Raw genomic sequence first — 24,296 nt, forward strand, 5'->3', positions numbered from 1 at the left:
CCTTAGCCTCCCTTGACGGCCTTCACGATCTTCTGCGCGGCGTCGTCGAGATTGTCGGCCGGCACCACGTTCAGGCCGGATTCACGGATGATCGTCTTGCCCAGTTCGACATTGGTGCCCTCGAGGCGAACCACCAGCGGCACGCTGAGGCCGACCTCGCGCACGGCGGCCGTGACGCCTTCGGCGATCACGTCGCACTTCATGATACCACCGAAGATGTTGACGAGAATGCCCTTCACGTTGGGATCCGCGGTGATGATCTTGAACGCGGCTGCAACCTTCTCCTTGCTGGCGCTGCCGCCGACGTCGAGGAAGTTGGCCGGCGCCATGCCGTAGAGCTTGATGATGTCCATCGTCGCCATGGCGAGACCGGCGCCGTTGACCATGCAGCCGATATTGCCGTCGAGGGTGACGTAGTTGAGGTCGTATTTCGACGCCTCGATTTCCTTGGCGTCCTCCTCGGTCTCGTCGCGCAGCGCCAGCACCTCGGGATGACGGAACAGCGCGTTGTCGTCGAACGACACCTTGGCGTCGAGCACGCGGAGCTGGCCCTGCTTGGTCACGACCAGCGGGTTGATCTCCAGCATCGACATGTCCTTGGCGACGAAGGCGGCATAGAGCTGCGCGGTGAGCTTCTCGGCCTGCTTGGCGAGATCGCCGGAGAGTTTCAGCGCGTTCGCGACGGTGCGGCCATGGTGGCCCATGATGCCGGTGGCGGGATCGATCGAGAAGGTGACGATCTTCTCAGGGCTGTTGTGCGCGACGTCCTCGATGTTGACGCCGCCTTCGGTCGACACCACGAAGGAGACCCGCGAGGTCTCGCGGTCGACCAGGATCGAGAGATAGAATTCCTTGTCGATGTCGGAGCCATCCTCGATGTAGAGGCGGTTGACCTGCTTGCCGGCGGGGCCGGTCTGGATCGTCACGAGCGTGGCGCCGAGCATCTGCTTGGCGAATTCGGTGACCTCCGCGGCCGACTTGGCGATGCGGACACCGCCCTTGTCGCCGGCCGAGGCTTCCTTGAACTTGCCCTTGCCGCGGCCGCCGGCGTGGATCTGGCTCTTCACCACCCAGACCGGGCCGGGCAGAGCCTTGGCCGCGCCCTCGGCGTCGGCCGGCTTCAGGACCGGGACGCCCTTGGAGATCGCCACGCCGAACTCGCTCAGCAGCGCTTTGGCCTGGTATTCATGGATATTCATATGGTCGCTCCCTGAACCCGCGGGCGGTGACCCGATGGGCCCACCTCAGTCTTGTGGCTGGCATACCATATACCACAGGAACTGCAACCCGGATTCTTTGACATCGAGATCTCTGGACTGCGGACCCGAAACCCGCTCAACGCGGGCCCCGGAAATGAAACCGCCGAAGACCGGTTTTCGATCTTCGGCGGGATTGTTGCGCTTAGCGGCCGAGAAGATCGGGCGCGATCTTCTTGCAGGCGTCCACGAGACCCTGCACCGCGCCGACCGACTTGTCGAAGGCCTCGCGGTCCTTGCCGGCAAGCTCGATCTCGACGACGCGCTCGACGCCCTTGGAGCCGATCACGACGGGCACGCCGACATACATGTCCTTCACGCCGTATTCGCCGTTGAGGTAGGCGGCGCTGGCCAGCACGCGCTTCTTGTCGCGCAGGTAGCTCTCGGCCATCGCGATCGCGGAAGCCGCCGGCGCATAGAAGGCGGAGCCGGTCTTGAGCAGGTTGACGATTTCGGCGCCGCCGTTGCGGGTGCGGTCGACGATCTCGTCGAGGCGCGCCTGCGAGGTCCAGCCCATCTTGACGAGGTCGGGCAGCGGAATGCCGGCAACCGTGGAGTACTTCACCAGCGGCACCATGGTGTCGCCATGGCCGCCGAGCACGAAGGCGGTGACGTCCTCGACCGAGACGTTGAACTCGTCGGCCAGGAAGTAGCGGAAGCGCGATGAATCCAGCACGCCGGCCATGCCGACGACCTTCTTGTGCGGCAGGCCCGAGGCCTTCTGCAGCGCCCAGACCATGGCGTCGAGCGGATTGGTGATGCAGATGACGAAGGCGTCGGGGGCGTACTTCTTGATGCCGGCGCCGACCTGCTCCATGACCTTGAGGTTGATGGAGAGGAGGTCATCGCGGCTCATGCCGGGCTTGCGCGGCACACCGGCAGTGACGATGCAGACCTTGGCGTTATCGAGCGCCTCGTAGGAATTGGCGCCGGTGTAGTGGGTGTCAAAACCGTCGACCGGCGAGGACTGCGCGATGTCGAGCGCCTTGCCCTGCGGCACGCCCTCGGCGATGTCGAACATCACGACGTCGCCCAGTTCTTTCAGGCCGATGAGGTGAGCCAGCGTTCCGCCGATCTGGCCGGAGCCAATCAAAGCAATCTTGTCGCGCGCCATGTGAACCTGTCCTTTAGGCATCCGAAGGAGGGGAAAACTGACAGGGTGGTTATCCCTTTCGCTTCCCCCGTTCAAGTCGCCGGATGCCCAATTGTCGGGCTTGCCGAGTATACGAGCGCAACCTTGTCATTCCGGGGCGCGACGAAAGTCGCGAACCCGGAATCTCGCGCCACGACTTCGGGATTCCGGGTTCGCCCGCGAAGGGCGGGCGCCCCGGAATGACGACCTTGGCGACAGAATAATTAGGACTTAAGTCTCCACCAGCCCCTTGGTGGAGCCGCTGGCAGTGGAATCCTTGCGGCCATGGGGCAGTGCCAGATAGGATTCCGAGCTCATCTCGATCAGGCGCGACGAGGTCCGCTTGAACTCGTTGGCCTCGTTGCCTTCGTGGGCGAGATAGAGCGATATCGGGTTGGCATCGGCCGAGGCCATCAGCTTCACGGCATTGTCATAGAGCGTATCGATCAGCGTAATGAAACGCTTGGCGGCGTTGCGCTGAGAGACGTCCATCACTGGAATATGGTCGACCAGGATGGTGTGATAATCGTGCGCAAGCCTGAGGTAATCGGATGCGCCGAGCGGTCTTTCGCAGAGATCCGCAAATCCGAACCGCGCCACGCCATGGGCCGAGCACGGCACGTGCAGGATGCGCCCCTTGATCGAAATATCGCGCGACTTGCATTTGGCGCCGCCGGTCATCTTCGACCAGGCGCGGTCGAGCGCCGTGTCCGCGTCGGCGTCCGCCGGCGTCAGCCACATCGGCACGCCCTGGAGTTTCTCCAGCCGGAAATCGGTGCGCGCGTCCAGCCGCAGCACGTCCATGTGGTCGGTGATCTGCTTGATGAACGGCAGGAACAGCGAACGATTCAGACCGCCCTTGTAGAGATCGTCGGGCGCGACGTTGGAGGTCGCGACCACCACGGTGCCGAACTCGAGCAGCTTTGCGAACAGGCGGCCGAGGATCATCGCGTCGGCGATGTCGGTGACGTGGAATTCGTCGAAGCAGAGCAGCCAGCTCTCCTCGAAGATCGCGTTCGCCGTCAGCGCGATGACGTCGCCGTCGGCGATCTCGCCGCGTGCGATGTTCTGGCGATAGCCGTAGATGCGCTCATGTACTTCGGCCATGAACTCGTGGAAATGCGCGCGCCGCTTGTGCTCGACGGAGGCGTGCTGGAAGAACAGGTCCATCAGCATGGTCTTGCCGCGGCCGACCTCGCCATGGACGTAGAGCCCGCGCGGCGCCTCGTCCTTGTCGCTGCTGAACAAACGGCTGAGCAGGCCTTGCTTGCGCGCGGGCTTGTAGCTCGCGAGCCGCTGGTCCAGCGCCGCATAGGCTTCGGCGACTTCGGCTTGTGCGGCGTCGGGCTCGATCGCGCCCGAGGCAATCTCAGCCTGATACGCCTCGCGGAATGGGGAACTGGGGGTCGAGAGCATGGCCCTTTACCGCCAGAGACGGGGGCAAATTGCAACCGTGTATTGGCGCAACGACGTATGCGCTTCTTCATGCTTCCTCGGGTTCTCCTCCACCTGCTGCCACGACGTCACCTCGAACCGAGCGATCCCACCCCTTGCTTTCTCACCTTGCCTTTGCAGAAGGTAGAATATACCTAAGGAGGAACCAAGGAACCTTACATGGCACTCAGCATCAAGGACCACGAAACCGAGCTATTGGCGCGGAATCTGGCGAAATTGACCGGCGAGAACATCACCACCGCGACCAAGCGCGCCATCGAGGAGCGATTGCACCGCCTCGGCAGCCAATCCCGCAAGACCGCTCTGTTGGAAGACATGGCGGAGATCCGGCGGCGCTGGAGCGAGATGCCCGTGGTCGATGACCGAACGCCGGAAGAGATCCTCGGCTATGACGAGCACGGATTCCCGCGCTGATGGTGATCGACACATCGGCGATTGTCGCAATCGCCCTCAACGAGCCGGACGCGTCACGGATGGAAATCCAGATTGCGGATGACCCGGTCCGACTGATCTCGGCAGCAACCGTGCTCGAAGCAGCGATGGTGCTTGAAACGCGGATGGGTGACGCGGGCGGGCGTGAGTTCGACCTTTGGCTGCTCAAGATCGGTGCCGAGATCGTTGCCGTCGACGCCGAACAGACCGATGCGGCACGACGCGCGTGGCGACGCTACGGAAAGGGACGTCACGCCGCTGCGCTGAACTACGGCGACTGCTTTTCCTATGCGCTGGCGGTGACCCGCAGCGAGCCGCTGCTGTTCAAGGGCGGCGGGGATTTTGCGAAGACTGATATCAGCCGGCCCGGCGTGGCGCCGCTGCGATAGCGACGCGACAAGCCGGGAGCGCTATGAAGCCTCACGGACACAACTCGTAGGCGTCCTCGACCACATACGGTCCGCCGCCGGTGGAGGCGCGGGACGAGAACAGCACGAAACGTTCCGCCGTGAACGCCTTGCTCGGAAAGTAGCCGCGCAGCGAGAGATAGTCGGCGACGTCCTGGTCGGAGGCGTCGTGCAGCCGGGCCAGCGTGACATGCGGGATGAATTTGCGGCCCTCGGGATCGAGGCCGATCCGCTGCATCATCCGTTCGAGCTCGGCCTGCAATTCGATCAGCGGCTTGCTCGGCGCAATGGTCGCGACCACCGCGCGCGGCTTGCGGCCGCCGAAACTCGTGAGGCCTTGCACCTTCACCTCGAACGGCTTGCGGTTGACGCGAAACAGCATCGAGGCGATTTCGTTGGCGGACATGCCGTCGATATCGCCGATGAAGCGCAAGGTGACGTGATAATTTTCGGGATCGATCCAGCGGGCGCCGGGAAGGCCGCCCCGCAAATTGGAAAGCGTCTGGCCGATCTCGGCCGGAATTTCCAGACCAGTGAACAAACGCGGCATCGTTTCGCACTCCCGATGCTTGGGCATGAACCTTGGGAAGGATCATATCCAAATTTTAGAGCCGGCGACGAATCACCGGTAACCTGATTCCTATCGCAGTTGTGTGACTCTGCGAAGCGCGACCCGTGAACGCTCGGGGTAACACTCACAGATAGTGTTAGCGCTGCCTGCTTTTCAACGCCGTTGCTCGCTTATGGTGCGCAAAAATGCCTCCACTGTGGGCACGATGTTCTTGACGATGATGTCGACGCCCGCCGCGGTCGGATGAATGCCGTCGGCCTGGTTGAGCTTGGCATCGGCCGCGACACCGTCGAGGAAGAACGGATAGAGCGGCACGTCGAATTTTTTCGCCAGATCCGGATAAATCGAATTGAAGCGCGCCGCATAGTCGGCGCCGTAATTCGGCGGCGCCAGCATGCCGCACAGCATCACCGCGATCTTGCGCGCCTTCAGGCGCGCGACGATGTCGGTCAGCGCGGCGCGCGTCAGGTCGGGATCGATGCCGCGCAACGCATCGTTGGCGCCGAGCTCGATGATCACGCCCTCGGTTCCGTCCGATACCGACCAGTCGAGGCGGTCGCGACCGCCTGAGGCGGTGTCGCCGGACACCCCGGCGTTGATCATATCAACGGCTATATCCTTGTTTTGCAAGACTTTTTGGAGCCGTGCGGGAAATGCCTCCTGGCCGGGAAGGCCAAGACCGGCACTCAAGGAATCACCGAGGACCACGAGCTTGATCGGTTTCGCCGCGGACTGTGCCTGGGCCCAGGCCGGATTCACCACCGTCATCAAAGCGAACATCAACACGGCTATGTGCATGAACAATCCGTAACGCCTCTCGACCGCGCCAGCGGAGTTGCCATATGACCGGACCATGGACAGTCGCATCGAATCCTCTTCGCTCGCCGGCACCACGCCGGACACCATCGCCATCTCCAACGTCAATCTCTCATTGGGCACGGGCGCGGCACGCGTTCACATCCTCAAGGATATCAGCCTGCGGATCGGCCGTAGCGAGACGGTCGGCCTGATCGGCCCGTCAGGCTCGGGCAAATCCACGCTGCTGATGGTGATGGCGGGGCTGGAGCGTCCTGATAGCGGAGAGGTGGTGGTGAACGGCACGCCTTTCAATGCCCTCGACGAGGATGCGCTCGCCCGCTTCCGCGGCCGCCAGGTCGGCATCGTCTTCCAATCCTTCCACCTGATCCCGACCATGACGGCGCTGGAGAACGTCGCGGTGCCGCTCGAACTCGCCGGAAATCCCGATGCCGCCAAGCGCGCCGCGCAGGAGCTGCAATCGGTCGGGCTCGGCGACCGCCTGCATCACTATCCGACGCAACTCTCGGGCGGCGAGCAGCAGCGCGTCGCGCTCGCCCGCGCGCTGGCGCCCGATCCCGCGATCCTCGTCGCCGACGAGCCGACCGGCAATCTCGACGAGACGACCGGCAAGCAGATCGTCGATCTCCTGTTCGGCAAGCATGCCGAGCGCGGCATGACGCTAGTGCTGGTCACGCACGATTCCTCGCTGGCGCATCGCTGCGATCGCGTGATCCGCCTGCGTTCGGGGCGCATCGACACGCAGTCGACGCAAGCATGAGCAGCGCGGCTGAACCGTTTGCGCGCCCCAATGGGGTCGCGCTGTCGCTGCGCTACGCGCTGCGCGAATTGCGTGGAGGCCTGCGCGGCTTCTACGTCTTCATCGCCTGCATCGCGCTTGGCGTGATGGCGATCGCCGGCGTCGGCTCGGTGTCGGCGAGCCTCAGCGATGGGCTGGCGCGCGAAGGCCGCACGCTGCTCGGTGGCGACGCCTCCTTCGTGCTGTTTCAGCGCGAGGCGAAGCCCGAAGAGGTCGCCTTCCTGCGCTCGCGCGGCACTGTGTCGATCGCCGCGACCCTGCGCGGCATGGCGCGCTCGTCTGAGGGCAAGCTGGCGCTGGTCGAGATGAAGGCGGTCGACGACACCTATCCGATGCTCGGGCAGTTGACGCTAGCGCCGCAGATGCCACTCTCCGATCTTCTCGCGGAGCGCGACGGCGCATTCGGCGCCGCTGCCGATCCGACGCTGCTGGCGCGGCTCTCCCTCAAGACCGGCGACCGTGTCACCATCGGGTCCGCGACCTTCCAGATCCGCAGCACGGTCGAGGCCGAGCCCGACAAGCTTGCCGGCGGCATCGGCTTCGGCCCGCGGTTCCTGATCAGCGAGGCCGGCCTGCACGCCACGGGCCTGATCCAGCCCGGCAGCCTGGTGCGCTGGGTCTACCGGGTGAAGCTGCCGGACACCGCCAACAGCGAGCGCGCCACCGACGCCTTCATCGCCGATGCGCGCAACGCCGCACCGCAGGCCGGCTGGGAGGTCCGCAGCCGCTCCAATGCCTCGCCGCAGCTCGAACGCAACATCAGCCGGTTCACGCAGTTCCTGACGCTGGTCGGCCTCGCCGCGCTGCTGGTTGGCGGCGTCGGCGTCGCCAATGCCGTGAAGAGCCATATCGACCGCCGGCTCGAGGTGATCGCGGCCTTGAAGGCCGTCGGCGCAACGGGGCGCGACGTGTTCGGCATCTATCTCGCGCAGGTTCTACTGCTTGCTGCGATCGGCTCGGTGATCGGGCTTGCGCTCGGTGCCGCGATGCCCTTCGCCATCGTCGGCCTGTTCGGAAAGCTGCTGCCGCTGCCGGTGGTGCCGGCCGTGCACGCCGACGAGCTCGCGCTGTCCTTCGTCTATGGCCTGCTCACCGCGCTCGCCTTCGGCCTGTGGCCGCTCGGGCGCGTGCATGACGTGCCGGTCGCAGCCCTGTTCCGCGATACCATCAGCAACGAATGGCACCGGCCGCGCTGGCGCTATCTCGCCTTCATGGGCGTCGTCGTGGCCCTGCTCGTCGCCGTCGTGATCGGGCTGTCGTTCGACAAGCGCATCGCCGCGGTGTTCGTGCTCTCCTCCGTCGTCGTGTTCGCGCTGCTCCGCGGCGTCGCCGCCTTGCTGATGGCGATCGCGCGGCGGCTGCCCCGCACGCGGCTGCCGATGCTGCGGCTCGCGATCGCCAACATCCACCGGCCGGGCGCGCTGACGCCTTCGGTCGTGCTGTCGCTGGGACTTGGGCTCGCGGTGCTCGTCACCATCACCCAGATCGACGGCAATCTGCGCCGGCAGTTCTTGGCGGCGCTCCCGGACCACGCCCCGTCCTTCTACTTTATCGACATACCGAGCACGCAGGCCGCCCAGTTCGACCTCTATCTGCGCCAGATCGTGCCGGACGCGAAGGTCGAAGACGTGCCGATGCTGCGCGGGCGGATCGTCGCCGCGCGCGGCGTCCGCGCCGAAGACCTGAAGCCTTCGACCGATTCCGAATGGGTGCTGCAAAGCGACCGCGGCCTGACCTATACCGGTGAGTTGCCAAAAGGCTCCAAGGTCATCGAGGGCGAATGGTGGGGCGCCGACTATTCCGGCCCGCCGCTGGTCTCGATGGAGAAGAAGATCGCCGACGGGCTCGGGCTGAAGATCGGCGACGAGGTCGTGGTCAACGTGCTCGGCCGCGACATCCCGGCCAGGATCGGCAATCTGCGCAACATCGACTGGCAGGGGCTCGGCATCAATTTCGTTCTCGTGTTCTCGCCGAACGCCTTCAAGGGCGCCCCGCATACCCACATCGCGACGCTGACGGAAGCCGGCGGTGACGCCGCCGGCGACGGCAAGATCATCAAGCAGGTGGCCGACGCCTACCCGATGGTGACCAGCGTCCGCGTGCGTGAGGTGATGGAGACGGTCGGCTCGGTCGTGACCAATCTGGCGCTGGCGATCCGCGGCGCCAGCGCCGTGACCCTGATCTCGGCGATCCTGGTGCTGGGTGGGGCGCTTGCCGCCGGCCACCGCCACCGGGTCTATGATGCCGTGATCCTGAAGACGCTGGGAGCGACCCGGCTGCGGCTGCTCGGCGCCTATGCGCTTGAGTATCTCCTGATCGGGCTTGCCACCGCGGTGTTTGGCGTGACCGCCGGCAGCATCGCGGCCTGGATGATCGTGACGCGCGTAATGACGCTGAGCTTCGTCTGGCAGGCCGGCAGCGCGGCCGGCGTGGTCGCAGCGGCCCTGGTCGTCACCGTCGGGCTTGGGCTCGCCGGCACGCTGCTGGCGTTGAACAAAAAGCCCGCCACGGTGTTGCGGAATTTGTGACAAAATGTAGCGGGTCGCCGCGCCGTTGCAGAATCGCCCGATTCCTGCGGTTAACCACGCCCGCTCGCCAGGATTGTGGCTAAGGGCGACATTCAGCCGCGCGTGGACGGTTGCAGCGAATGTGTTAGTTTCCCACATATCGATTGGGTTCGGAGCCCCGATTGTTAGCCAAAATTTAGTCGGCAGGCATCGGTATCCGAGATAGAGTTTGACGAACCGGCGGCATGGCGACCCTCATGCCGGACCGGCCAACCAACGGGAATTCGACCATGTCGGACCTAGACCGTAACTACGCTTCTCCTTTCGGCAGGGCCGCCGGGCGTGTTGACGCCGCGACGGTCGACGCCGGTCTGCGCGCCTACATGCTGCGCATCTACAACTACATGAGCGTTGGCCTGGCCATCACCGGCCTGGCCGCGCTCGGCGTCTACATGGCCGCCGTGACGGATGTTCCGACTCCGGAAGCCGTCCGCGTCGGCAAGCTGTTCCTGACGCCGTTCGGCTACGCGATGTTCGTGAGCCCGCTGAAATGGCTGTTCATGCTGGCGCCGCTCGCCATGGTGTTCGTGATTTCGGCCGGTATCAACCGTCTCGCTCCTTCGACCGCCCAGATCCTGTTCTGGGTGTTCGCGGCGCTGATGGGCATCTCGCTGTCCTCGATCTTCCTGGTGTTCACGCACACCTCGATCGTGCGGGTATTCTTCATCACCGCGGCCACGTTTGGCGCGCTGAGCCTCTATGGCTACACCACCAAGCGTGACATGAGCGGCATGGGCTCGTTCCTGTTCATGGGCCTGATCGGCATCATCATCGCGAGCCTGGTCAACCTGTTCCTGGCGAGCTCGGTGCTGCAGTTCGTGGTCTCCGTGGTCGGCGTGCTGGTGTTCGCGGGCCTTACCGCCTGGGATACGCAGCGGCTGAAGAACGACTACATCTACGGCTACGCCTCGGCCGGCGGCGAGATCGCAGAGCGTGCGGCGATCACCGGTGCGCTGTCGCTGTACCTGAACTTCATCAACCTGTTCACGCTGCTCCTGCAGCTCCTCGGCCAGCGCGACTAAGCGATAGCCTGGAGTGAACGACATGAGCCCCGGCCGAAAGGCCGGGGTTTTTGTTTGACGTACTTTCTCCGTCACGTCCGGGCTTGTCCCGGGCATCCACGTTCTCGCCACCCCAAGAAAGCGCGTGGATGGCCGGGACAAGCCCGGCCATGACGGCCAATGAAGAGCGTTGCTTCCGGGCGATCCATTGGTATCTTCTCCCCATGTCCGCACTTGAAATCAGGCCCACGACCGAGGCCGACCTTCCCGCCATCACCGCCATCTACGAGCATGCGGTCCGCCACGGCACCGCGACGTTCGAGCTGGAGCCGCCCGATCTCGCGGAGATGACGCGCCGCTACCGCGCGCTGGTCGACGGCGGCTATCCCTATTTCGTCGCCATGCTCGACGGGCGCGTCGCCGGCTATGCCTATGCCGGCGCCTACCGGCCGCGGCCGGCCTATCGCTTCACGGTCGAGAACTCGATCTATCTCGACCCGTCCTTCCACCGCCGCGGCGTCGGGTTGCTGTTGCTGGAGCGGCTGATCATCGAGTGCGAGGCGCGCGGCTTCCGCCAGATGATCGCGGTCATCGGCGATTCCGCCAATGCCGGCTCGATCGGCGTGCATACCAAGGGCGGCTTCAAGATGATCGGCACGCATCCCAGTGTCGGGCTGAAATTCGGCCGCTGGCTCGACACGGTGATGATGCAGCGCGACCTCGGCGAGGGCGCAAGCACGGTGCCGGGGAAATAATCCTCAGTCTTGTAGGGTGGGCAAAGCGAAGCGTGCCCACCATGCTGCGGTGACTGCGGAAACATGGTGGGCACGGCGCGTTGCGCCTTTGCCCACCCTACGACGGCTACACCACCGCCAGCTTGCGGTCGATCACCAGCAGCACACGCTCCAGCTCATGGCCGCGGCGCAGGATCAGGCCGGTCGCCGAGATCACGCTGTACATGCCCTGCTTGCGCGCGAGCCGCGGATCCTTCTCGATGCGATAGATCGGCACCTCGGAGGCGCGGCGAAACACCGAGAACACCGCGCGGTCCTTGAGGAAGTCGATGGCATAATCGCGCCACTCGCCGTCGGCGACCATGCGGCCGTAGAGATTGAGGATGCGATGCAGTTCGAGCCGGTTGAACGTCACCCGGCCGGGTTGGGCGTTCGCAGCAGTGGTGCGCGCGACTGCGCGCTGCTCGCTCGGATCGGCATCCTCCGACGTCAGACTCATGGAGCGTCTCCTGTCGCATCAGCATGATCGCGTCCGCGAAACCGTCCCCCGGGATCGCGGATCATGACGGTTGCATGATCGCGCCAACCGGTCTCCGCCGCAAGAGGTTCCCGGCCGAACTTGCCAAACCGGACGCGGATCAATGCACACGCAGCGATGGAACTCCGCAGCGGCAAACCGTCACGGGATCGTTAGCAGGAATCATAGTATCGCCGCTTTTCTGCCTAGCGACTGCCGCCCTGCATTGCGAGAAGACTCACGTGCGTTGACCCGGTCCTTTCGGTTCCGGATTCCTCAGCCCCCAGCCCCCCGGGGTCGTCGGGATCGGGTCTGTACGCACGACAAGGAGGGCCAACGCAAGTTGGTCCTTTTTGGTTTGTATCGGGATGTTTCCGGCTCGCTGTCATTCCGGAGCGTGCGACAGCGCGAGCCCGGAATCCATCAATCCGATTTTCCAAGATAAGAAATGGATTCCGGGCTCGCGCCAAAGCGGCGCGCCCCGGAATGACAAAGACCGGTTTGTCGGAGCGATCTGCGCTTCAGTGCAGCGACGTATACGCCGCGCCCAGCATCGGGCCGGGCTTCTCGCGGCTGCCGTCCTGGATGTAGACCACCGCACCATCGACGCCGTCGCGCGTGAGGTTCTCGATCGGCACCGTCCAGCTTTCCGAACGTCCGGTCCAGTCGCCGACCTTGAGCAGGTTGCGCACGACGTTGTGATAGGTGACCTGCTGTCCGCGATTTTCGCCGCGACTGATCGCGATCGGCATCGACTTGGCAATTGAGCAGATCCAGACTTCGCCATGCGAGATCGCGGGCTCCTTGCTCGCGGCCACCGAGACGTTGATCTGCTTGCCCGAGAGCGACATCGACACCGGCACGCTCATCACGCCGGCGCCGTTGTCGGTCTTGCCGATCGCGCTTTCGATGCCGGCGCGATCGCTGCCGATGACGTGAGTGGAGCCGTTGACCACGACCTGCGGCGTATAGACCTCACGGTCCCCGCGCATGCGCGAATAGGCACGCTGCCGTGCCGAGAAACGCGAATCCGCCAGCGTGTCCTTCCAGCCGAGATAATCCCAATAGTCGATCGGCATGCTCAGGGCGATGATCGAGGGATCGCTGGAGAGATCGCCGATGATCTTGTCGGCGGGCGGGCAGGACGAGCAGCCCTGCGAGGTGAAGAGCTCGACCACGGCGCGGGGGTCAGCCTCGGCAGGACGGATGACGGCGACGATCGCACAGATACCGAGTGCTCCCGACCAGAAGGCACCGGACCAGCGCGAAACCAGATGAGAAGCCGTCATTGCTGTCATGTCGAACGCCGCACACCATTGCTCGTGAAAGGGAAATCTTACCGCCGGATGGTCACCGTAGTCTTACGGGCGCCGCACATTCAATCGTCCCGGGCGAGGTTCTCCGCCAGGCCGGCCCATCTGAAGCCTATCGCAAACGCGCGAAGGCGACCTTGTGATAGGCCGCCTTCGTTTAAGCTTCTACTCACTTCGCAGTGAGCCACCGTTCACAAATCCGCGCTTACGCCGCGAGCTTGCGCAGCACATAGTGCAGGATGCCGCCGTTGCGGTAGTAGTCGAGCTCGTCCAGCGTATCGATGCGGCAAAGCAGCGAAACGCGCTGCAACGAACCGTCGCTGGAGACGATCTCCGCGGTCAGCTTCTGACGCGGCTTGAGGTCGCCGACCAGGCCGCGCAGCGTGACCTTCTCGTCGCCCTTCAGACCGAGCGATGACCAGGAGGTACCGTCCTCGAAGGTCAGCGGCAGCACGCCCATGCCGACCAAATTGGAGCGATGGATGCGCTCGAAGCTTTGGCAGATCACGGCGCGCACGCCGAGCAGGCGAGTGCCCTTGGCGGCCCAGTCGCGCGAGGAGCCGTTGCCGTATTCGGCGCCGGCGAACACCACCAGCGGCACGCTCTCCTGCTGATACTTCATCGCGGCGTCGTAGATCGACATCTGCTCGCCGTCGGGCCAGTGCTTGGTCAGACCGCCCTCGGGAATGTTGCCGTCGGCGCCCTTAAGCATGAAATTCTTGATGCGGATGTTGGCGAAGGTGCCGCGCATCATCACTTCATGATTGCCGCGCCGCGTGCCGTACTGGTTGAAGTCGGCCGGGCGCACTTGATGCTCGCTGAGATACTTGCCAGCAGGCGAGGTGAGCTTGATCGAACCGGCCGGCGAGATGTGATCGGTGGTAATCTTGTCGCCGAACATCGCGAGGATGCGCGCCTCGATGATATCGGTGACCGGCTCCGGCTCCTTCTTCATGCCGTCGAAATAGGGCGGGTTCTGCACATAGGTCGAGCTCATGTTCCAGCGATAGGTCTCGCTCTCGACCGTCTTGATCTTGCGCCAGTTGGTGTCACCCTTGAACACGTCGGCATACTTCTTCTTGAAGATCGACGCGGTCACGAACTTCTTCATGAAGGCGTTGATCTCCTTGGTCGTCGGCCAGATATCCTTGAGGTACACCGGCTTGCCGTCCTTGCCTTCGCCGAGCGGCTCGACGGCGAGGTTCTTGGTCACGCTGCCCGCAAGCGCGTGGGCCACGACGAGCGGCGGCGAGGCGAGATAGTTCGCCTGCACGTCCGGCGAGACACGGCCTTCGAAGTTGCGGTTGCCGGAGAGCACGGCAGCCGCGACGATGCCGTTGTCGTTGATCGACTTCGAGATCTCTTCCGGCAGCGGACCGGAATTGCCGATGCAGGTGGTGCAGCCGAAGCCGACCAGGTTGAAGCCGACCTTGTCGAGATCGGTCTGCAGACCGGAATCGGCGAGATAGGCCGCGACAACCTGGCTGCCCGGGGCAAGCGAGGTCTTCACCCACGGCTTGGCCTTGAGGCCCTTCGCGGCAGCGTTACGGGCCAGGAGCCCGGCGCCGATCAGCACGCTCGGGTTCGAGGTGTTGGTGCAGGAGGTGATCGCCGCGATCACGACGTCGCCATGGCCGATGTCGAAGTTCTTGCCTTCAACCGCGAAGCGCTTCGCGGGCTCCTCGGTCTTCTTGTATTCGGTGCTGAGCGCGAGCGAAAAGCCTTCGGCCACCGAGGGCAGCGCGATGCGGCCTTCGGGACGCTTCGGGCCGGCCATCGAGGGCACGACGTCGCCGAGATCGAGCGTCAGCGTCTCCGTGAACACCGGATCCGCCGACTTGGCGGTGCGGAACAGCCCTTGCGCCTTGGCATAGGCCTGCACCAGCGCAACGCGCGGCGCGGCCCGGCCGGAGGTCTTGAGATAATCGATCGCGGCGGCATCGACCGGGAAGAAGCCGCAGGTCGCACCATATTCGGGAGCCATGTTGGCGATGGTCGCCTTGTCGGCGACCGAGAGATGGTCGAGGCCGGGGCCGAAGAACTCGACGAACTTGCCGACCACGCCGAGCTTGCGCAGCATCTGCGTCACGGTGAGCACGAGGTCGGTCGCGGTGACGCCTTCCTTCATGGCGCCCTTCAGCTTGAAGCCGACGACGGTGGGCAGCAGCATCGACAGCGGCTGACCGAGCATGCAGGCTTCCGCCTCGATGCCGCCGACGCCCCAGCCGAGCACGGCGAGACCGTTGACCATGGTCGTGTGGGAGTCGGTGCCGACGAGCGAGTCGGGATAGGCGACCTCGAAGGTGCCGGTCTTCTTGCCGACCGTCATCTTCTCCTTCTTGGTCCAGACCGTCTGGGAGAGATATTCGAGATTGACCTGGTGGCAGATGCCGGTGCCGGGCGGCACGACCGAGAAGTTCGAGAACGCCTTCTGGCCCCACTTCAGGAACTCGTAGCGCTCCTGGTTCTGCTTGTATTCTTCAGTGACGTTCTTGCCGAAGGCCTTGTTGTCGCCGAAGAAGTTCACGATCACGGAGTGGTCGATGACGAGATCGACCGGCACCAGCGGGTTGATCTTCTCGGCGTCGCCGCCAAGCTTCTGCATGGCGTTGCGCATCGCGGCGAGATCGACCACCGCCGGCACGCCGGTGAAGTCCTGCATCAGCACGCGGGCGGGGCGGAACGCGATCTCATGCTCGAGCGACTTCTTGCGCAGCCATTTGGACACCGCGACGATGTCCTCCTTCTTGACCGAGCGGCCGTCCTCGTTGCGAAGCAGGTTCTCGAGCAGGACCTTCATCGAATAGGGAAGCTTGGAAATTCCCTTCAGACCATTCTTTTCCGCCGTGGGCAGGCTGTAATACACATAGGTCTTGGCGCCGACCTTGAGGGTCTTTTTGCATTTGAAGCTGTCGAGCGAGGTCATGTAGGAAATCCCAATTGTTAGTTATACCCGGCAAGGGGTATTTTAACACCGTCAGCGAATCCGGCTGGGTCGCTTGCAGGGGCAGGTTGAGTTGCTGCATCAAGTAGTTCCGGGCTTATAGAAGCTTTCTAACCGCGCCGCCACAGCCACAATCGTACCGCAGCAATTCGCGAGCCAAAAATTCTGATGCGCTACCCCAAGATTTACTTAGGGTTTTCCTGGGGGCTCCGTTGAGGGCTTCAACACAAGGCGATATCCGCCTCTCCGGCAACGGGCTCATATGCGTTCGGGGCGGCCGCGAGGTGTTTGCCGGCCTCGATTTCGAAGCCGCGACCGGCGAAGCAGTGGCCGTCATGGGCCGCAACGGATCGGGCAAGACGTCGCTGTTGCGACTGATCGCGGGCCTGCTTATTCCGGCCGGCGGCACCATCGCGCTGGCGGGGGGTGATGCCGAGTTGACGCTCCCCGAGCAATGCCACTATCTCGGCCATCGCGACTCCCTCAAGCCAGCGCTGAGCGTGGCGGAAAATTTGTCATTCTGGGCCGATTTCCTGGGCGGCGAGCGGGGCGACACGGCCGAAAGCCTCGCCAGAGTCGGCCTCGACCACGCCACCCACCTGCCAGCGGCGTTCCTGTCGGCCGGCCAGCGCCGCCGGCTCTCGCTGGCTCGCCTGCTCACGGTCCATCGCCCGGTCTGGCTGCTGGACGAGCCGACCACGGCGCTGGACGTCGCCGGCCAGGACATGTTCGGCGGACTGATGCGCGACCACCTCGCCCGCGGCGGCCTGATCATTGCCGCTACCCACGCGCCACTGGGGATCGAATCGCGGGAGCTGCGGATCGGGGGTGTGGCATGATATTCACGCACCCTCAGCTTTTCGAGTGGCAGAGCTCCGCTCTCTCCGTCCCCTCCCCCCTTGCGGGGGAGGGCCAGGGAGGGGGGTGCCACATGGCATGCTCTACCGGGTCCAGCGCTCGGGATGCGGGCGCTCTGTTGCAGGCGGTTCGCACGCGGCAAGCATCCTCCCCGGGCTACCCCTCCCCGCCCTCCCCGCAAGGGGCGCAGTGCGTTTGGGGCGCGAGAAGCCTACGAACCACTGGTTTGCAACAAGGGCCATCCCATGACCGCCCTCGCCGCCCTTGTTCGCCGGGACATCCGGATCGCGCTCCGCGTCGGCGGCGGGGCGCTGATCGGGGTGCTGTTCTTCCTCACCGTCGTGGTGCTGATGCCCTTTGCAGTCGGGCCGGACCTGGCGCTGCTGTCGCGGCTCGGGCCGGCGATCCTTTGGCTGGGCGCGCTGCTGGCCAGCCTGCTCACCCTGGACCGGCTGTTCATGGCCGACCACGAGGACGGCTCGCTCGACCTGATCACGATGAGCCGGACGCCGCTGGAGCTGGCCTGTGCCGCCAAGGCGCTGGCGCATTGGCTCGCCGCCGGCCTGCCGCTGATTGTCGCAACCCCCGTTCTGGGCCTCCTGCTCAACCTCGACATGGTCGCGACCGGCGCGGTGGCGCTGACGCTGTTGGCCGGCACCCCGGCCCTGACCTTCACCGGCATGATCGGCGCCGCGCTGGCGGTGACGCTGCATCGCGGCGGGCTGTTGATGGCGGTCCTGGTACTGCCGCTGTCGATTCCCGTGCTGATCTTCGGGGTTGCGGCCTCGCAGGCCGCGATCACCGTGCCGCTGTCGTTCGGCGCGCCGTTCTCGATCCTGTGCGCATTGTCGCTGGTCAGCCTCGTGGTGGGCCCCTTTGCGGCGGCGGCGAGCCTGAGGCACGGCCTTGATTGACCTTGACCCCGATCAATTTTCGCTGCGCGCTTTCGTGCTGATTGCGTGAGCAGCCACCGGTGATTATCACGGTACCATGACGCTGATCGACCTCGCCAACCCGACGCGGTTCCTCGCGCTGACAGCGCGGGTGTTGCCGTGGCTTGCGGCCGCAACCGTCATCCTGCTTGCGATCGGTCTCTATCAGTCCGCCTATGCGCCCGACGATTATCAGCAGGGTGCGACCGTGAAGATCATGTTCATCCACGTGCCGAATGCCTGGCTGTCGATGTTCGTCTGGGGCGTGATGAGCGTGGCCTCGCTCGGCACGCTGGTATGGCGGCATCCGCTTGCCGACGTCGCCGCCAAATCCGCCGCACCGATCGGCGCCGCCTTCACCTTCCTCGCGCTGCTCACGGGCTCGCTGTGGGGCCGGCCGATGTGGGGCACTTATTGGGAATGGGACGCGCGGCTGACCTCGGTGCTGATCCTGTTCCTGATGTATCTCGGCCTGATGGCGCTGTGGCGCGCGGTCGACGATCCCTCGCGCGCGGCGCGCGCGGCGGCGGTGCTGACGCTGGTCGGCGCGATCAACCTGCCCATCATCAAGTTCTCGGTCGACTGGTGGAACACGCTGCACCAGCCGGCCTCGGTGATGCGCATGGGCGGCTCGTCGCTCGACAAATCGTTCCTGATTCCGCTGCTGGTGATGGCGATTGCGTTCACGCTGCTGTTCGTCACGCTGCATCTGGCGGCGATGCGCAACGAGATCCTGCGCCGCCGTGTCCGCTCCCTGCAAATGATGCAGGCGAGCCGTATAGCGTTTTCGAGCGAAGTGGGCGCCGGTTCGCGTGAAGAAAACGCGTCAAAAGAAGCTGGGGCCGCATGATGATATCACTCGGCCCCTACGCGTCCTTCATCGTGACATCCTATGCTGCCGCGGCCATCGTGGTGGCGATCCTGATCGGCTGGGTCATGCTCGACCATCGCAGCCAGACCCAGCGCCTGCGCGAGCTCGACCGCAGCGGCATCACCCGCCGCTCGGGCCGCAGCGCGACGGATACGCCAAGAGCGATCACATGAGCGATCAATCGACCTCCGCGACGCCGCAGCGACGCACCCTCCTGATGGTGCTGCCGCTGATCGTCTTCATCGTCCTTGCGCTGCTGTTCTGGTTCCGGCTCGGCAGCGGCGATCCCTCGCGTATTCCCTCCGCGCTGATCGGACGGCCGGCGCCGCAAACCATGTTGCCGCCGCTCGATGGATTGCAGGACAACGGCACGCAGGTGCCGGGGCTCGATCCCGCGGCGTTCATGGGCAAGGTCAGCCTGGTCAATGTCTGGGCGTCCTGGTGCGTGCCCTGTCATGACGAGGCGCCGCTTTTGACCGAACTGGCAAAAGACAAGCGCTTCCAGCTCATCGGCATCAACTACAAGGATGCACCGGACAACGCGCGGCGCTTTCTCGGCCGCTACGGCAACCCGTTCGGTCGCGTCGGCACCGACGCCAACGGCCGCGCCTCGATCGAGTGGGGCGTCTACGGCGTGCCCGAGACGTTCGTCGTCGGACGCAAAGGCACCATCGTCTACAAGCTGGTCGGACCGATCACGCCGGACAATTTGCGCAACGTGCTGCTGCCGGAGCTGGCGAAGGCGTTGAAATAGAGAAGATCGGCGTACTTCGTCATGCCCCGCGAAGGCAGGGCATGACGCGTGTGGACAGCTCGGCTTACGCCACCGCTTCCTTGGACTTTTCCGCGCGCTTGCGCTCGTTGGCGTCGAGGTGCCGCTTGCGCAGACGGATCGACTTCGGCGTGATCTCGACGAGCTCGTCGTCCTCGATATAGGCCAGCGCCTTTTCCAGGGTCATCCGGATCGGCGGGGTCAGGCGCACCGCTTCGTCCTTCGAGGTGGTTCGGATGTTGGTGAGCTGCTTGCCCTTGAGGATGTTGATCTCGAGGTCGTTCTCGCGGGTATGCTCGCCGACGATCATGCCCTTGTAGACCTTCCAGCCCGGCTCGATCATCATCGGACCGCGATCTTCCAGCTTGAACATGGCGTAAGCCACCGCTTCGCCCTGGTCGTTGGAGATCAGCACGCCGTTGCGGCGGCCCTGGATGTCGCCCTTGTACGGCGCATAGCCATGGAACAGGCGGTTCATGATCGCGGTGCCGCGGGTATCGGTGAGCAGTTCACCCTGGTAACCAATCAGGCCGCGCGTCGGCGCGTAGAACACCAGCCGCAGACGATTGCCGCCCGAGGGGCGCATCTCGATCATCTCGGCCTTGCGTTCGCTCATCTTCTGCACGACCACGCCGGAATGCTCTTCGTCGACGTCGATCACGACTTCTTCGATCGGCTCCTGCCAGGCGCCGGTCGTCTCATCCTTCTTCAGCACCACACGCGGGCGCGACACCGACAGTTCGAAGCCTTCGCGGCGCATGGTCTCGATCAGGATCGCGAGCTGCAATTCGCCGCGGCCGGAAACTTCCATCGAATCCTTGTCGGAGGCCTCGACAACGCGCAGCGCGACATTGCCTTCGGCTTCGCGCAGCAGGCGGTCGCGGATCATGCGGCTGGTCACCTTGTCGCCTTCGGTGCCGGCGAGCGGTGAGTTGTTGACGATGAACGACATCGACACGGTCGGCGGGTCGATCGGCTGCGCCACCAGTGGCGTGTCGACCGACGGATCGCAGAAGGTGTCGGCGACGGTGCCCTTGGTCAGGCCGGCGATCGCGACGATGTCACCTGCGTCGGCTTCTTCGAGCGGGGTGCGCTCGATGCCGCGGAAGGCGAGGATCTTGGTGATGCGGCCCTGCTCGATCACCTTGCCGTCGGCGCCCAGTACCTTCACGGCCTGGTTCGGCTTGATCGAGCCTGAGGAGATGCGGCCGGTGATGATGCGGCCGAGATAGGGGTTGGCTTCGAGAATGGTGCCGATCATGCGGAACGGGCCTTCCTCGACGGTCGGCGGCGCGACATGGCGCACGATCAGGTCGAACAGCGGCTGCATGCCCGCGTCGTGCGACCCATCCGGGCTATCGGCCATCCAGCCCTGCTTGGCCGATCCGTAAAGGATTGGAAAATCGAGCTGCTCCTCGCTGGCGTCGAGCGCAGCGAACAGGTCGAACACCTCGTTGATGACCTCGGTCGGACGCGCGTCGGGGCGGTCGACCTTGTTGATGACGACGATCGGCTTGAGGCCGACCTTGAGCGCCTTGGAGACCACGAATTTGGTCTGCGGTAGCGGGCCTTCGGCGGCGTCCACCAGCACCAGCGCGCCGTCCACCATGTTGAGGATGCGCTCGACCTCGCCGCCGAAATCGGCGTGGCCCGGGGTGTCGACGATGTTGATGCGGGTGTCCTTCCACTGCACCGAGGCCGCCTTGGCCAGAATGGTGATGCCGCGCTCGCGCTCCAGATCGTTGGAGTCCATGGCGCGCTCGGTCACCTTCTGGTTCTCGCGATAGGTGCCGGATTGCTGGAGGAGGCGGTCGACCAGGGTTGTCTTGCCGTGGTCGACGTGGGCGATAATGGCGACGTTACGAAGGTTCATGGTTGAGCTTCTTTGCGGTCGAACAATGGGTTAAGCGCGTCTCGCCGGTCGGACCGGGACCTCTTCTCGGACAACGCTGGAAACAGGAGAACGGGCGCTTTCCGCCCAAAAAGGAAGCCCGGCCAGCTCGACTGGGCATCCTGCGTTGCGGCGCAATATATGCAAAAAAAGCCAAAAAACAATGCGTTCTTTCGCGGTTGGTTGACTGAATTTTGTCCGGGAATTCCCGGGGCTTAGGGCCGATCCAAGCCTAATCCAAGCGCTATCTAAGGCTTCGTCGCCGGTCTGACCGCAAAAAGGCCGTTCGGATCAGCCTTGCGCCGAGCTGCGATCCGCTTTCTCGGTCGGGTAGACCCCCCGCAGCACCTCCTCGAAGTGCATCTTCACAGCATCGTTGCACAGGCAGGCGCGTAGCCGCAGGCCGTCGCGGTTGCGGACCAAAATCGACCCGCGCCGCGTCTCGAGGACGCCTTCCGCCTTGAACGACTGGAGCACGCGGCTTGCATAGCTGCGGCCGACGCCGAGCAATGTCGCGAGCTGCTCATGCGTCAGCGGCACGCTGTTCTCGTCACCCGTCCGCTCCATCGCCGCCAAGATCCATTTGGCCGTGCGCTGTTCGATCGAGTGGATGGCGTTGCAGGCGGTCGACTGGAAAATCTGCGCCAGCAGGCAGTCGGCGTAGCGGGCGAAGACGTGCCGCAACGAGATCGAACGGAGCTTGGCCGCCTCCAGCTTGCCGACGTGAATGCGCGCAAACGGCCCGCCGAATTTCACGCAGATTCGGGTGTAGGCCGGCAAAAACCCCTCGCTGACGATGCCGCCCACCGCGCCTTCGCGGCCGACCAGGATGGTCTCGACGTCACGGCCGTCTTCGTTGGGAACAAGAAAGGTGGCGAGCGACGGTCCGCAGGGGAAGTGCACGACCTGGACGTCGTCGCCGGGATTGTAGAGCAGCTCGTTCGTCGCGGCGTCTTCGACGATGACGTGTGGTGCGAGCATCGCGTAGTCCGCTTCGCTCAAGCGCCGCAGCAGATTATTGGTCGGCCGGCTGCTGACCACGGTTGCCTTGCCGGTACGCGCGTCCATCGTGAACTCCCCGTCAGCCTCCACATTGGCGAGTTCCGTCCAGATCCTGCGTGCACAAGTGGACAGACTGAAGAACTGCGATGTGGTGGGTTTCGTTCCGGGAACTCTCCGATGCGCCGGGCGCAGGCATCGTGTCGAGGCTGTCCTGATCGGTCGCCGAACGGTTGGCGGCCCTGAATATCCCCTTCGTCTTCGTCACCGAGACGCACATCGCTTCCGATTTCGTCAAGCGGCCGCGGCTGCAAAAGCCATGCTCCAGCGATGCGCTGGAGGCCGCGCTACGGACGCGGGGCGCCTGAAGCCGGTCAAGCCAGCTTGGGATCAAGCGTGGTCGACCACAGCGCGACGTCGGTGCGGTCGCGCAAGGTCACTATCATCTGGCCGGATGCGCCGTCGATCTTGACGTGACCGAAGAACTGCATCCCGGCGGGTGGCGGCAGGTTCTGGTTGTCTTTCCCCGGCGCCTTCACGAAGCGCACCTCCGGCCCAAACGTGTTGTCGAGCTCGTTCGGACCGAAAGTGCCCGCGTGCAGCGGACCCGACACGAATTCCCAGAACGGCTCAAAGTCCTGGAATTGCGCCTTGTTCGGATCGTAGTAATGCGCGGCGGCGTAGTGCACGTCCGCGGTCAGCCACACCGTATTCCGGATCGGCGCCATCTTGATGAAGCGCAAGATGTCGGCGATCTCGAATTCGCGGCCGCGCACCGGGCCGTCGCCTTGTGCAAAAGCTTCCGATCCGCCCTTCGCTGTATCTGATACGATCAGGCTGAGCGGCATGTCGGAGGCGATCACCTTCCAGGTCGCGCGCGAATTGAGCAGGCCGCGCTTCAGCCAGGCCATCTGGTCGGGGCCGAGGAAGTAGCTGGCGGGATCGTAAGCGGTTTCAAGATTGGCGCCGTTCGGGCCGCGATAGCTGCGCTCGTCGAGCATGAACACGTCGAGATGCGGGCCGTAGGAGATCTGGCGATAGACCCGGCCGGGCTCGACGATGCTTTCGCGCAGCGGATACATTTCGTGGAACGCGCGGCCTGCGCGGGCCGCGAGCCGCATGATGTCGCGCTCCTTATAGGTCGCCCGCAGCTCCTTCGACAGCGACCAATTGTTGGTCACCTCGTGGTCGTCCCACTGCACGAAGATCGGCACCTCGGCATTGAAGGCGCGGACATTGGCGTCGGTGAGATTGTATTTGTGCGCGGCGCGATACTCGTCCAGCGTCTCGGCTACTTTTGCTTTCTCGGGAATCGTGACGTTCTTCCAGATCTTGCCGTCGGCGAGCTTCACCTCGGATACAATCGGACCGTCGGCATAGATGGTGTCGCCGGAATGCAGGAAAAAATCCGGACGGTGCTTGCGCATCGCCGAGAAGGTGAACATGCCGCCGTCATCGGGATTGATGCCCCAGCCTTGACCCGCGACGTCGCCGCCCCAGACGAAGCTGACGTCGCGGCGGTCGGCCGGCGCGGTGCGGAAGCGGCCGGTCACCGGCTCGCCCTCGATCGCGGTATGCGAGAGATCGCGAAAGCGGACGCGGTAGAAGATGTCCTGTCCGCCCGGCAGGTTCTCGATCAGCATCTTCGCGGTGAAGTCGCTTTCCGGCAGCGCCGCGATCGGCGGCAGCGCACGCGCGTCCTTGAATGATTCCGTCGTCGCCACCTCGACCAGCATCTGCGCGGGACGGTCGGCGCGCGCCCAGACCACGCCGCCATCGACGGTGACGTCGCCGGACTGCAAGCCATGGGTCACCGCCGGCCGGTCGGCCGCGCGCGAGAGATGGGACATCGCGATCGCGCCAAGCGCACCAGCGCCGGTGGCAAGAAAACGGCGGCGGGAGAATTTGAGCTTCATGAGAGGTTCGCTGGTTGGCTGTCTCGTGCGCATCTCGGCTGTCATTCCGGGGCGCGCAGAGCGCGAATCCGGAATCTCGAGATTCCGGGTCTGGTCCTTCGGACCATCCCGGA

Annotated in this window: 22 protein-coding genes and 1 pseudogene; 12 read left to right on the forward strand and 11 right to left on the reverse strand. The window is 64.4% G+C overall.

Going from position 1 to position 24,296, the window contains the following annotated elements:
- Nucleotides 1-2: 2 nt before the first annotated feature.
- From sucC to zapE, 3 genes are all read right to left on the reverse strand, one after another.
- Complete coding sequence (sucC, locus tag IVB18_RS49015; protein ID WP_247987185.1) at nucleotides 3-1,199, reverse strand: ADP-forming succinate--CoA ligase subunit beta; 1,197 nt, start codon at nucleotides 1,197-1,199, stop codon at nucleotides 3-5.
- Nucleotides 1,200-1,401: 202 nt separating this feature from the next.
- The gene (mdh, locus tag IVB18_RS49020; RefSeq protein ID WP_247987186.1) at nucleotides 1,402-2,370 is read right to left on the reverse strand and encodes a malate dehydrogenase; all 969 of its coding nucleotides are present in this window, start codon (nucleotides 2,368-2,370) and stop codon (nucleotides 1,402-1,404) included.
- 249 nt (nucleotides 2,371-2,619) lie between these two features.
- Nucleotides 2,620-3,804: a cell division protein ZapE gene (gene zapE / locus IVB18_RS49025; RefSeq protein ID WP_247987187.1), complete on the reverse strand. Its 1,185-nt coding sequence runs from the start codon at nucleotides 3,802-3,804 to the stop codon at nucleotides 2,620-2,622.
- Nucleotides 3,805-4,002: 198 nt separating this feature from the next.
- Here zapE and IVB18_RS49030 point away from each other — a divergent pair, with 198 nt between their 5' ends.
- Nucleotides 4,003-4,257, forward strand: coding sequence for a type II toxin-antitoxin system VapB family antitoxin (locus IVB18_RS49030; RefSeq protein ID WP_247987188.1), 255 nt, complete (start codon nucleotides 4,003-4,005; stop codon nucleotides 4,255-4,257).
- Nucleotides 4,257-4,664 (forward strand): type II toxin-antitoxin system VapC family toxin, encoded by a 408-nt coding sequence (locus IVB18_RS49035; protein WP_247987189.1) that lies wholly within the window; start codon nucleotides 4,257-4,259, stop codon nucleotides 4,662-4,664. The genes IVB18_RS49030 and IVB18_RS49035 overlap by 1 nt, the downstream gene beginning before the upstream one ends.
- A gap of 31 nt (nucleotides 4,665-4,695) precedes the next feature.
- Here the strand turns inward: IVB18_RS49035 and thpR are convergent, their stop codons facing one another.
- Both thpR and IVB18_RS49045 read right to left on the reverse strand, forming a co-directional pair.
- Nucleotides 4,696-5,232: an RNA 2',3'-cyclic phosphodiesterase gene (gene thpR, locus IVB18_RS49040; RefSeq protein ID WP_247987190.1), complete on the reverse strand. Its 537-nt coding sequence runs from the start codon at nucleotides 5,230-5,232 to the stop codon at nucleotides 4,696-4,698.
- 174 nt (nucleotides 5,233-5,406) lie between these two features.
- Nucleotides 5,407-6,051 carry an arylesterase gene (locus IVB18_RS49045; protein WP_247987191.1) on the reverse strand — a complete coding sequence of 215 codons (645 nt, stop codon included), beginning with the start codon at nucleotides 6,049-6,051 and terminating at the stop codon, nucleotides 5,407-5,409.
- 55 nt (nucleotides 6,052-6,106) lie between these two features.
- On the opposite strand from IVB18_RS49045, the gene IVB18_RS49050 reads away from it, so the two are divergent.
- The 4 genes from IVB18_RS49050 to IVB18_RS49065 all read left to right on the forward strand — a co-directional run bounded on the left by IVB18_RS49050 (nucleotide 6,107) and on the right by IVB18_RS49065 (nucleotide 11,191).
- The gene (locus IVB18_RS49050) at nucleotides 6,107-6,829 is read left to right on the forward strand and encodes an ABC transporter ATP-binding protein (protein ID WP_247987192.1); all 723 of its coding nucleotides are present in this window, start codon (nucleotides 6,107-6,109) and stop codon (nucleotides 6,827-6,829) included.
- Complete coding sequence (locus IVB18_RS49055) at nucleotides 6,826-9,396, forward strand: FtsX-like permease family protein (RefSeq protein WP_247987193.1); 2,571 nt, start codon at nucleotides 6,826-6,828, stop codon at nucleotides 9,394-9,396. Before IVB18_RS49050 ends, IVB18_RS49055 begins: the two co-directional genes overlap by 4 nt.
- 269 nt (nucleotides 9,397-9,665) lie before the next feature.
- Complete coding sequence (locus tag IVB18_RS49060) at nucleotides 9,666-10,457, forward strand: Bax inhibitor-1/YccA family protein (RefSeq protein ID WP_247987194.1); 792 nt, start codon at nucleotides 9,666-9,668, stop codon at nucleotides 10,455-10,457.
- 203 nt (nucleotides 10,458-10,660) lie between these two features.
- Nucleotides 10,661-11,191, forward strand: a complete 531-nt coding sequence (locus IVB18_RS49065) for a GNAT family N-acetyltransferase (protein ID WP_247987195.1) — start codon at nucleotides 10,661-10,663, stop codon at nucleotides 11,189-11,191.
- A 106-nt stretch (nucleotides 11,192-11,297) separates the two neighbouring features.
- On the opposite strand, the gene IVB18_RS49070 is transcribed toward IVB18_RS49065, so the two are convergent.
- The 3 genes from IVB18_RS49070 to acnA all read right to left on the reverse strand — a co-directional run bounded on the left by IVB18_RS49070 (nucleotide 11,298) and on the right by acnA (nucleotide 15,926).
- A complete protein-coding gene (locus IVB18_RS49070) occupies nucleotides 11,298-11,669 on the reverse strand; it encodes a DUF2794 domain-containing protein (protein WP_247987196.1) in 372 nt (123 codons plus the stop codon).
- 539 nt (nucleotides 11,670-12,208) lie between these two features.
- Complete coding sequence (locus IVB18_RS49075; RefSeq protein WP_247987197.1) at nucleotides 12,209-12,985, reverse strand: DUF1223 domain-containing protein; 777 nt, start codon at nucleotides 12,983-12,985, stop codon at nucleotides 12,209-12,211.
- A gap of 220 nt (nucleotides 12,986-13,205) precedes the next feature.
- Nucleotides 13,206-15,926: an aconitate hydratase AcnA gene (gene acnA, locus IVB18_RS49080; RefSeq protein ID WP_247987198.1), complete on the reverse strand. Its 2,721-nt coding sequence runs from the start codon at nucleotides 15,924-15,926 to the stop codon at nucleotides 13,206-13,208.
- A gap of 254 nt (nucleotides 15,927-16,180) precedes the next feature.
- Here acnA and ccmA point away from each other — a divergent pair, with 254 nt between their 5' ends.
- The 5 genes from ccmA (at nucleotide 16,181) to IVB18_RS49105 (ending at nucleotide 19,359) form a co-directional block, all read left to right on the forward strand.
- The gene (ccmA, locus tag IVB18_RS49085) at nucleotides 16,181-16,783 is read left to right on the forward strand and encodes a heme ABC exporter ATP-binding protein CcmA (RefSeq protein WP_247991917.1); all 603 of its coding nucleotides are present in this window, start codon (nucleotides 16,181-16,183) and stop codon (nucleotides 16,781-16,783) included.
- A gap of 264 nt (nucleotides 16,784-17,047) precedes the next feature.
- Nucleotides 17,048-17,716 carry a heme exporter protein CcmB gene (ccmB, locus tag IVB18_RS49090; protein ID WP_247987199.1) on the forward strand — a complete coding sequence of 223 codons (669 nt, stop codon included), beginning with the start codon at nucleotides 17,048-17,050 and terminating at the stop codon, nucleotides 17,714-17,716.
- 76 nt (nucleotides 17,717-17,792) lie between these two features.
- The gene (locus IVB18_RS49095; protein ID WP_247987200.1) at nucleotides 17,793-18,584 is read left to right on the forward strand and encodes a heme ABC transporter permease; all 792 of its coding nucleotides are present in this window, start codon (nucleotides 17,793-17,795) and stop codon (nucleotides 18,582-18,584) included.
- Nucleotides 18,581-18,778, forward strand: a complete 198-nt coding sequence (gene ccmD / locus IVB18_RS49100) for a heme exporter protein CcmD (protein WP_247987201.1) — start codon at nucleotides 18,581-18,583, stop codon at nucleotides 18,776-18,778. The genes IVB18_RS49095 and ccmD overlap by 4 nt, the downstream gene beginning before the upstream one ends.
- A complete protein-coding gene (locus IVB18_RS49105) occupies nucleotides 18,775-19,359 on the forward strand; it encodes a DsbE family thiol:disulfide interchange protein (protein ID WP_247987202.1) in 585 nt (194 codons plus the stop codon). The genes ccmD and IVB18_RS49105 overlap by 4 nt, the downstream gene beginning before the upstream one ends.
- Nucleotides 19,360-19,423: 64 nt before the next feature.
- Here the strand turns inward: IVB18_RS49105 and typA are convergent, their stop codons facing one another.
- Nucleotides 19,424-21,250, reverse strand: coding sequence for a translational GTPase TypA (gene typA, locus IVB18_RS49110; RefSeq protein WP_247987203.1), 1,827 nt, complete (start codon nucleotides 21,248-21,250; stop codon nucleotides 19,424-19,426).
- A 309-nt stretch (nucleotides 21,251-21,559) separates the two neighbouring features.
- Nucleotides 21,560-22,336, reverse strand: a complete 777-nt coding sequence (locus IVB18_RS49115) for a Crp/Fnr family transcriptional regulator (RefSeq protein WP_247987204.1) — start codon at nucleotides 22,334-22,336, stop codon at nucleotides 21,560-21,562.
- Nucleotides 22,337-22,479: 143 nt separating this feature from the next.
- Here IVB18_RS49115 and IVB18_RS49120 point away from each other — a divergent pair.
- Nucleotides 22,480-22,635, forward strand: a pseudogene (locus tag IVB18_RS49120) (response regulator); the annotation flags it as partial.
- Nucleotides 22,636-22,641: 6 nt separating this feature from the next.
- Here IVB18_RS49120 and IVB18_RS49125 read toward each other — a convergent pair.
- Nucleotides 22,642-24,183 carry an alkaline phosphatase D family protein gene (locus tag IVB18_RS49125; protein WP_247987205.1) on the reverse strand — a complete coding sequence of 514 codons (1,542 nt, stop codon included), beginning with the start codon at nucleotides 24,181-24,183 and terminating at the stop codon, nucleotides 22,642-22,644.
- Nucleotides 24,184-24,296: the final 113 nt, after the last annotated feature.

This window comes from Bradyrhizobium sp. 186 (genome assembly GCF_023101685.1).
In the GTDB taxonomy this organism is placed as follows: domain Bacteria; phylum Pseudomonadota; class Alphaproteobacteria; order Rhizobiales; family Xanthobacteraceae; genus Bradyrhizobium.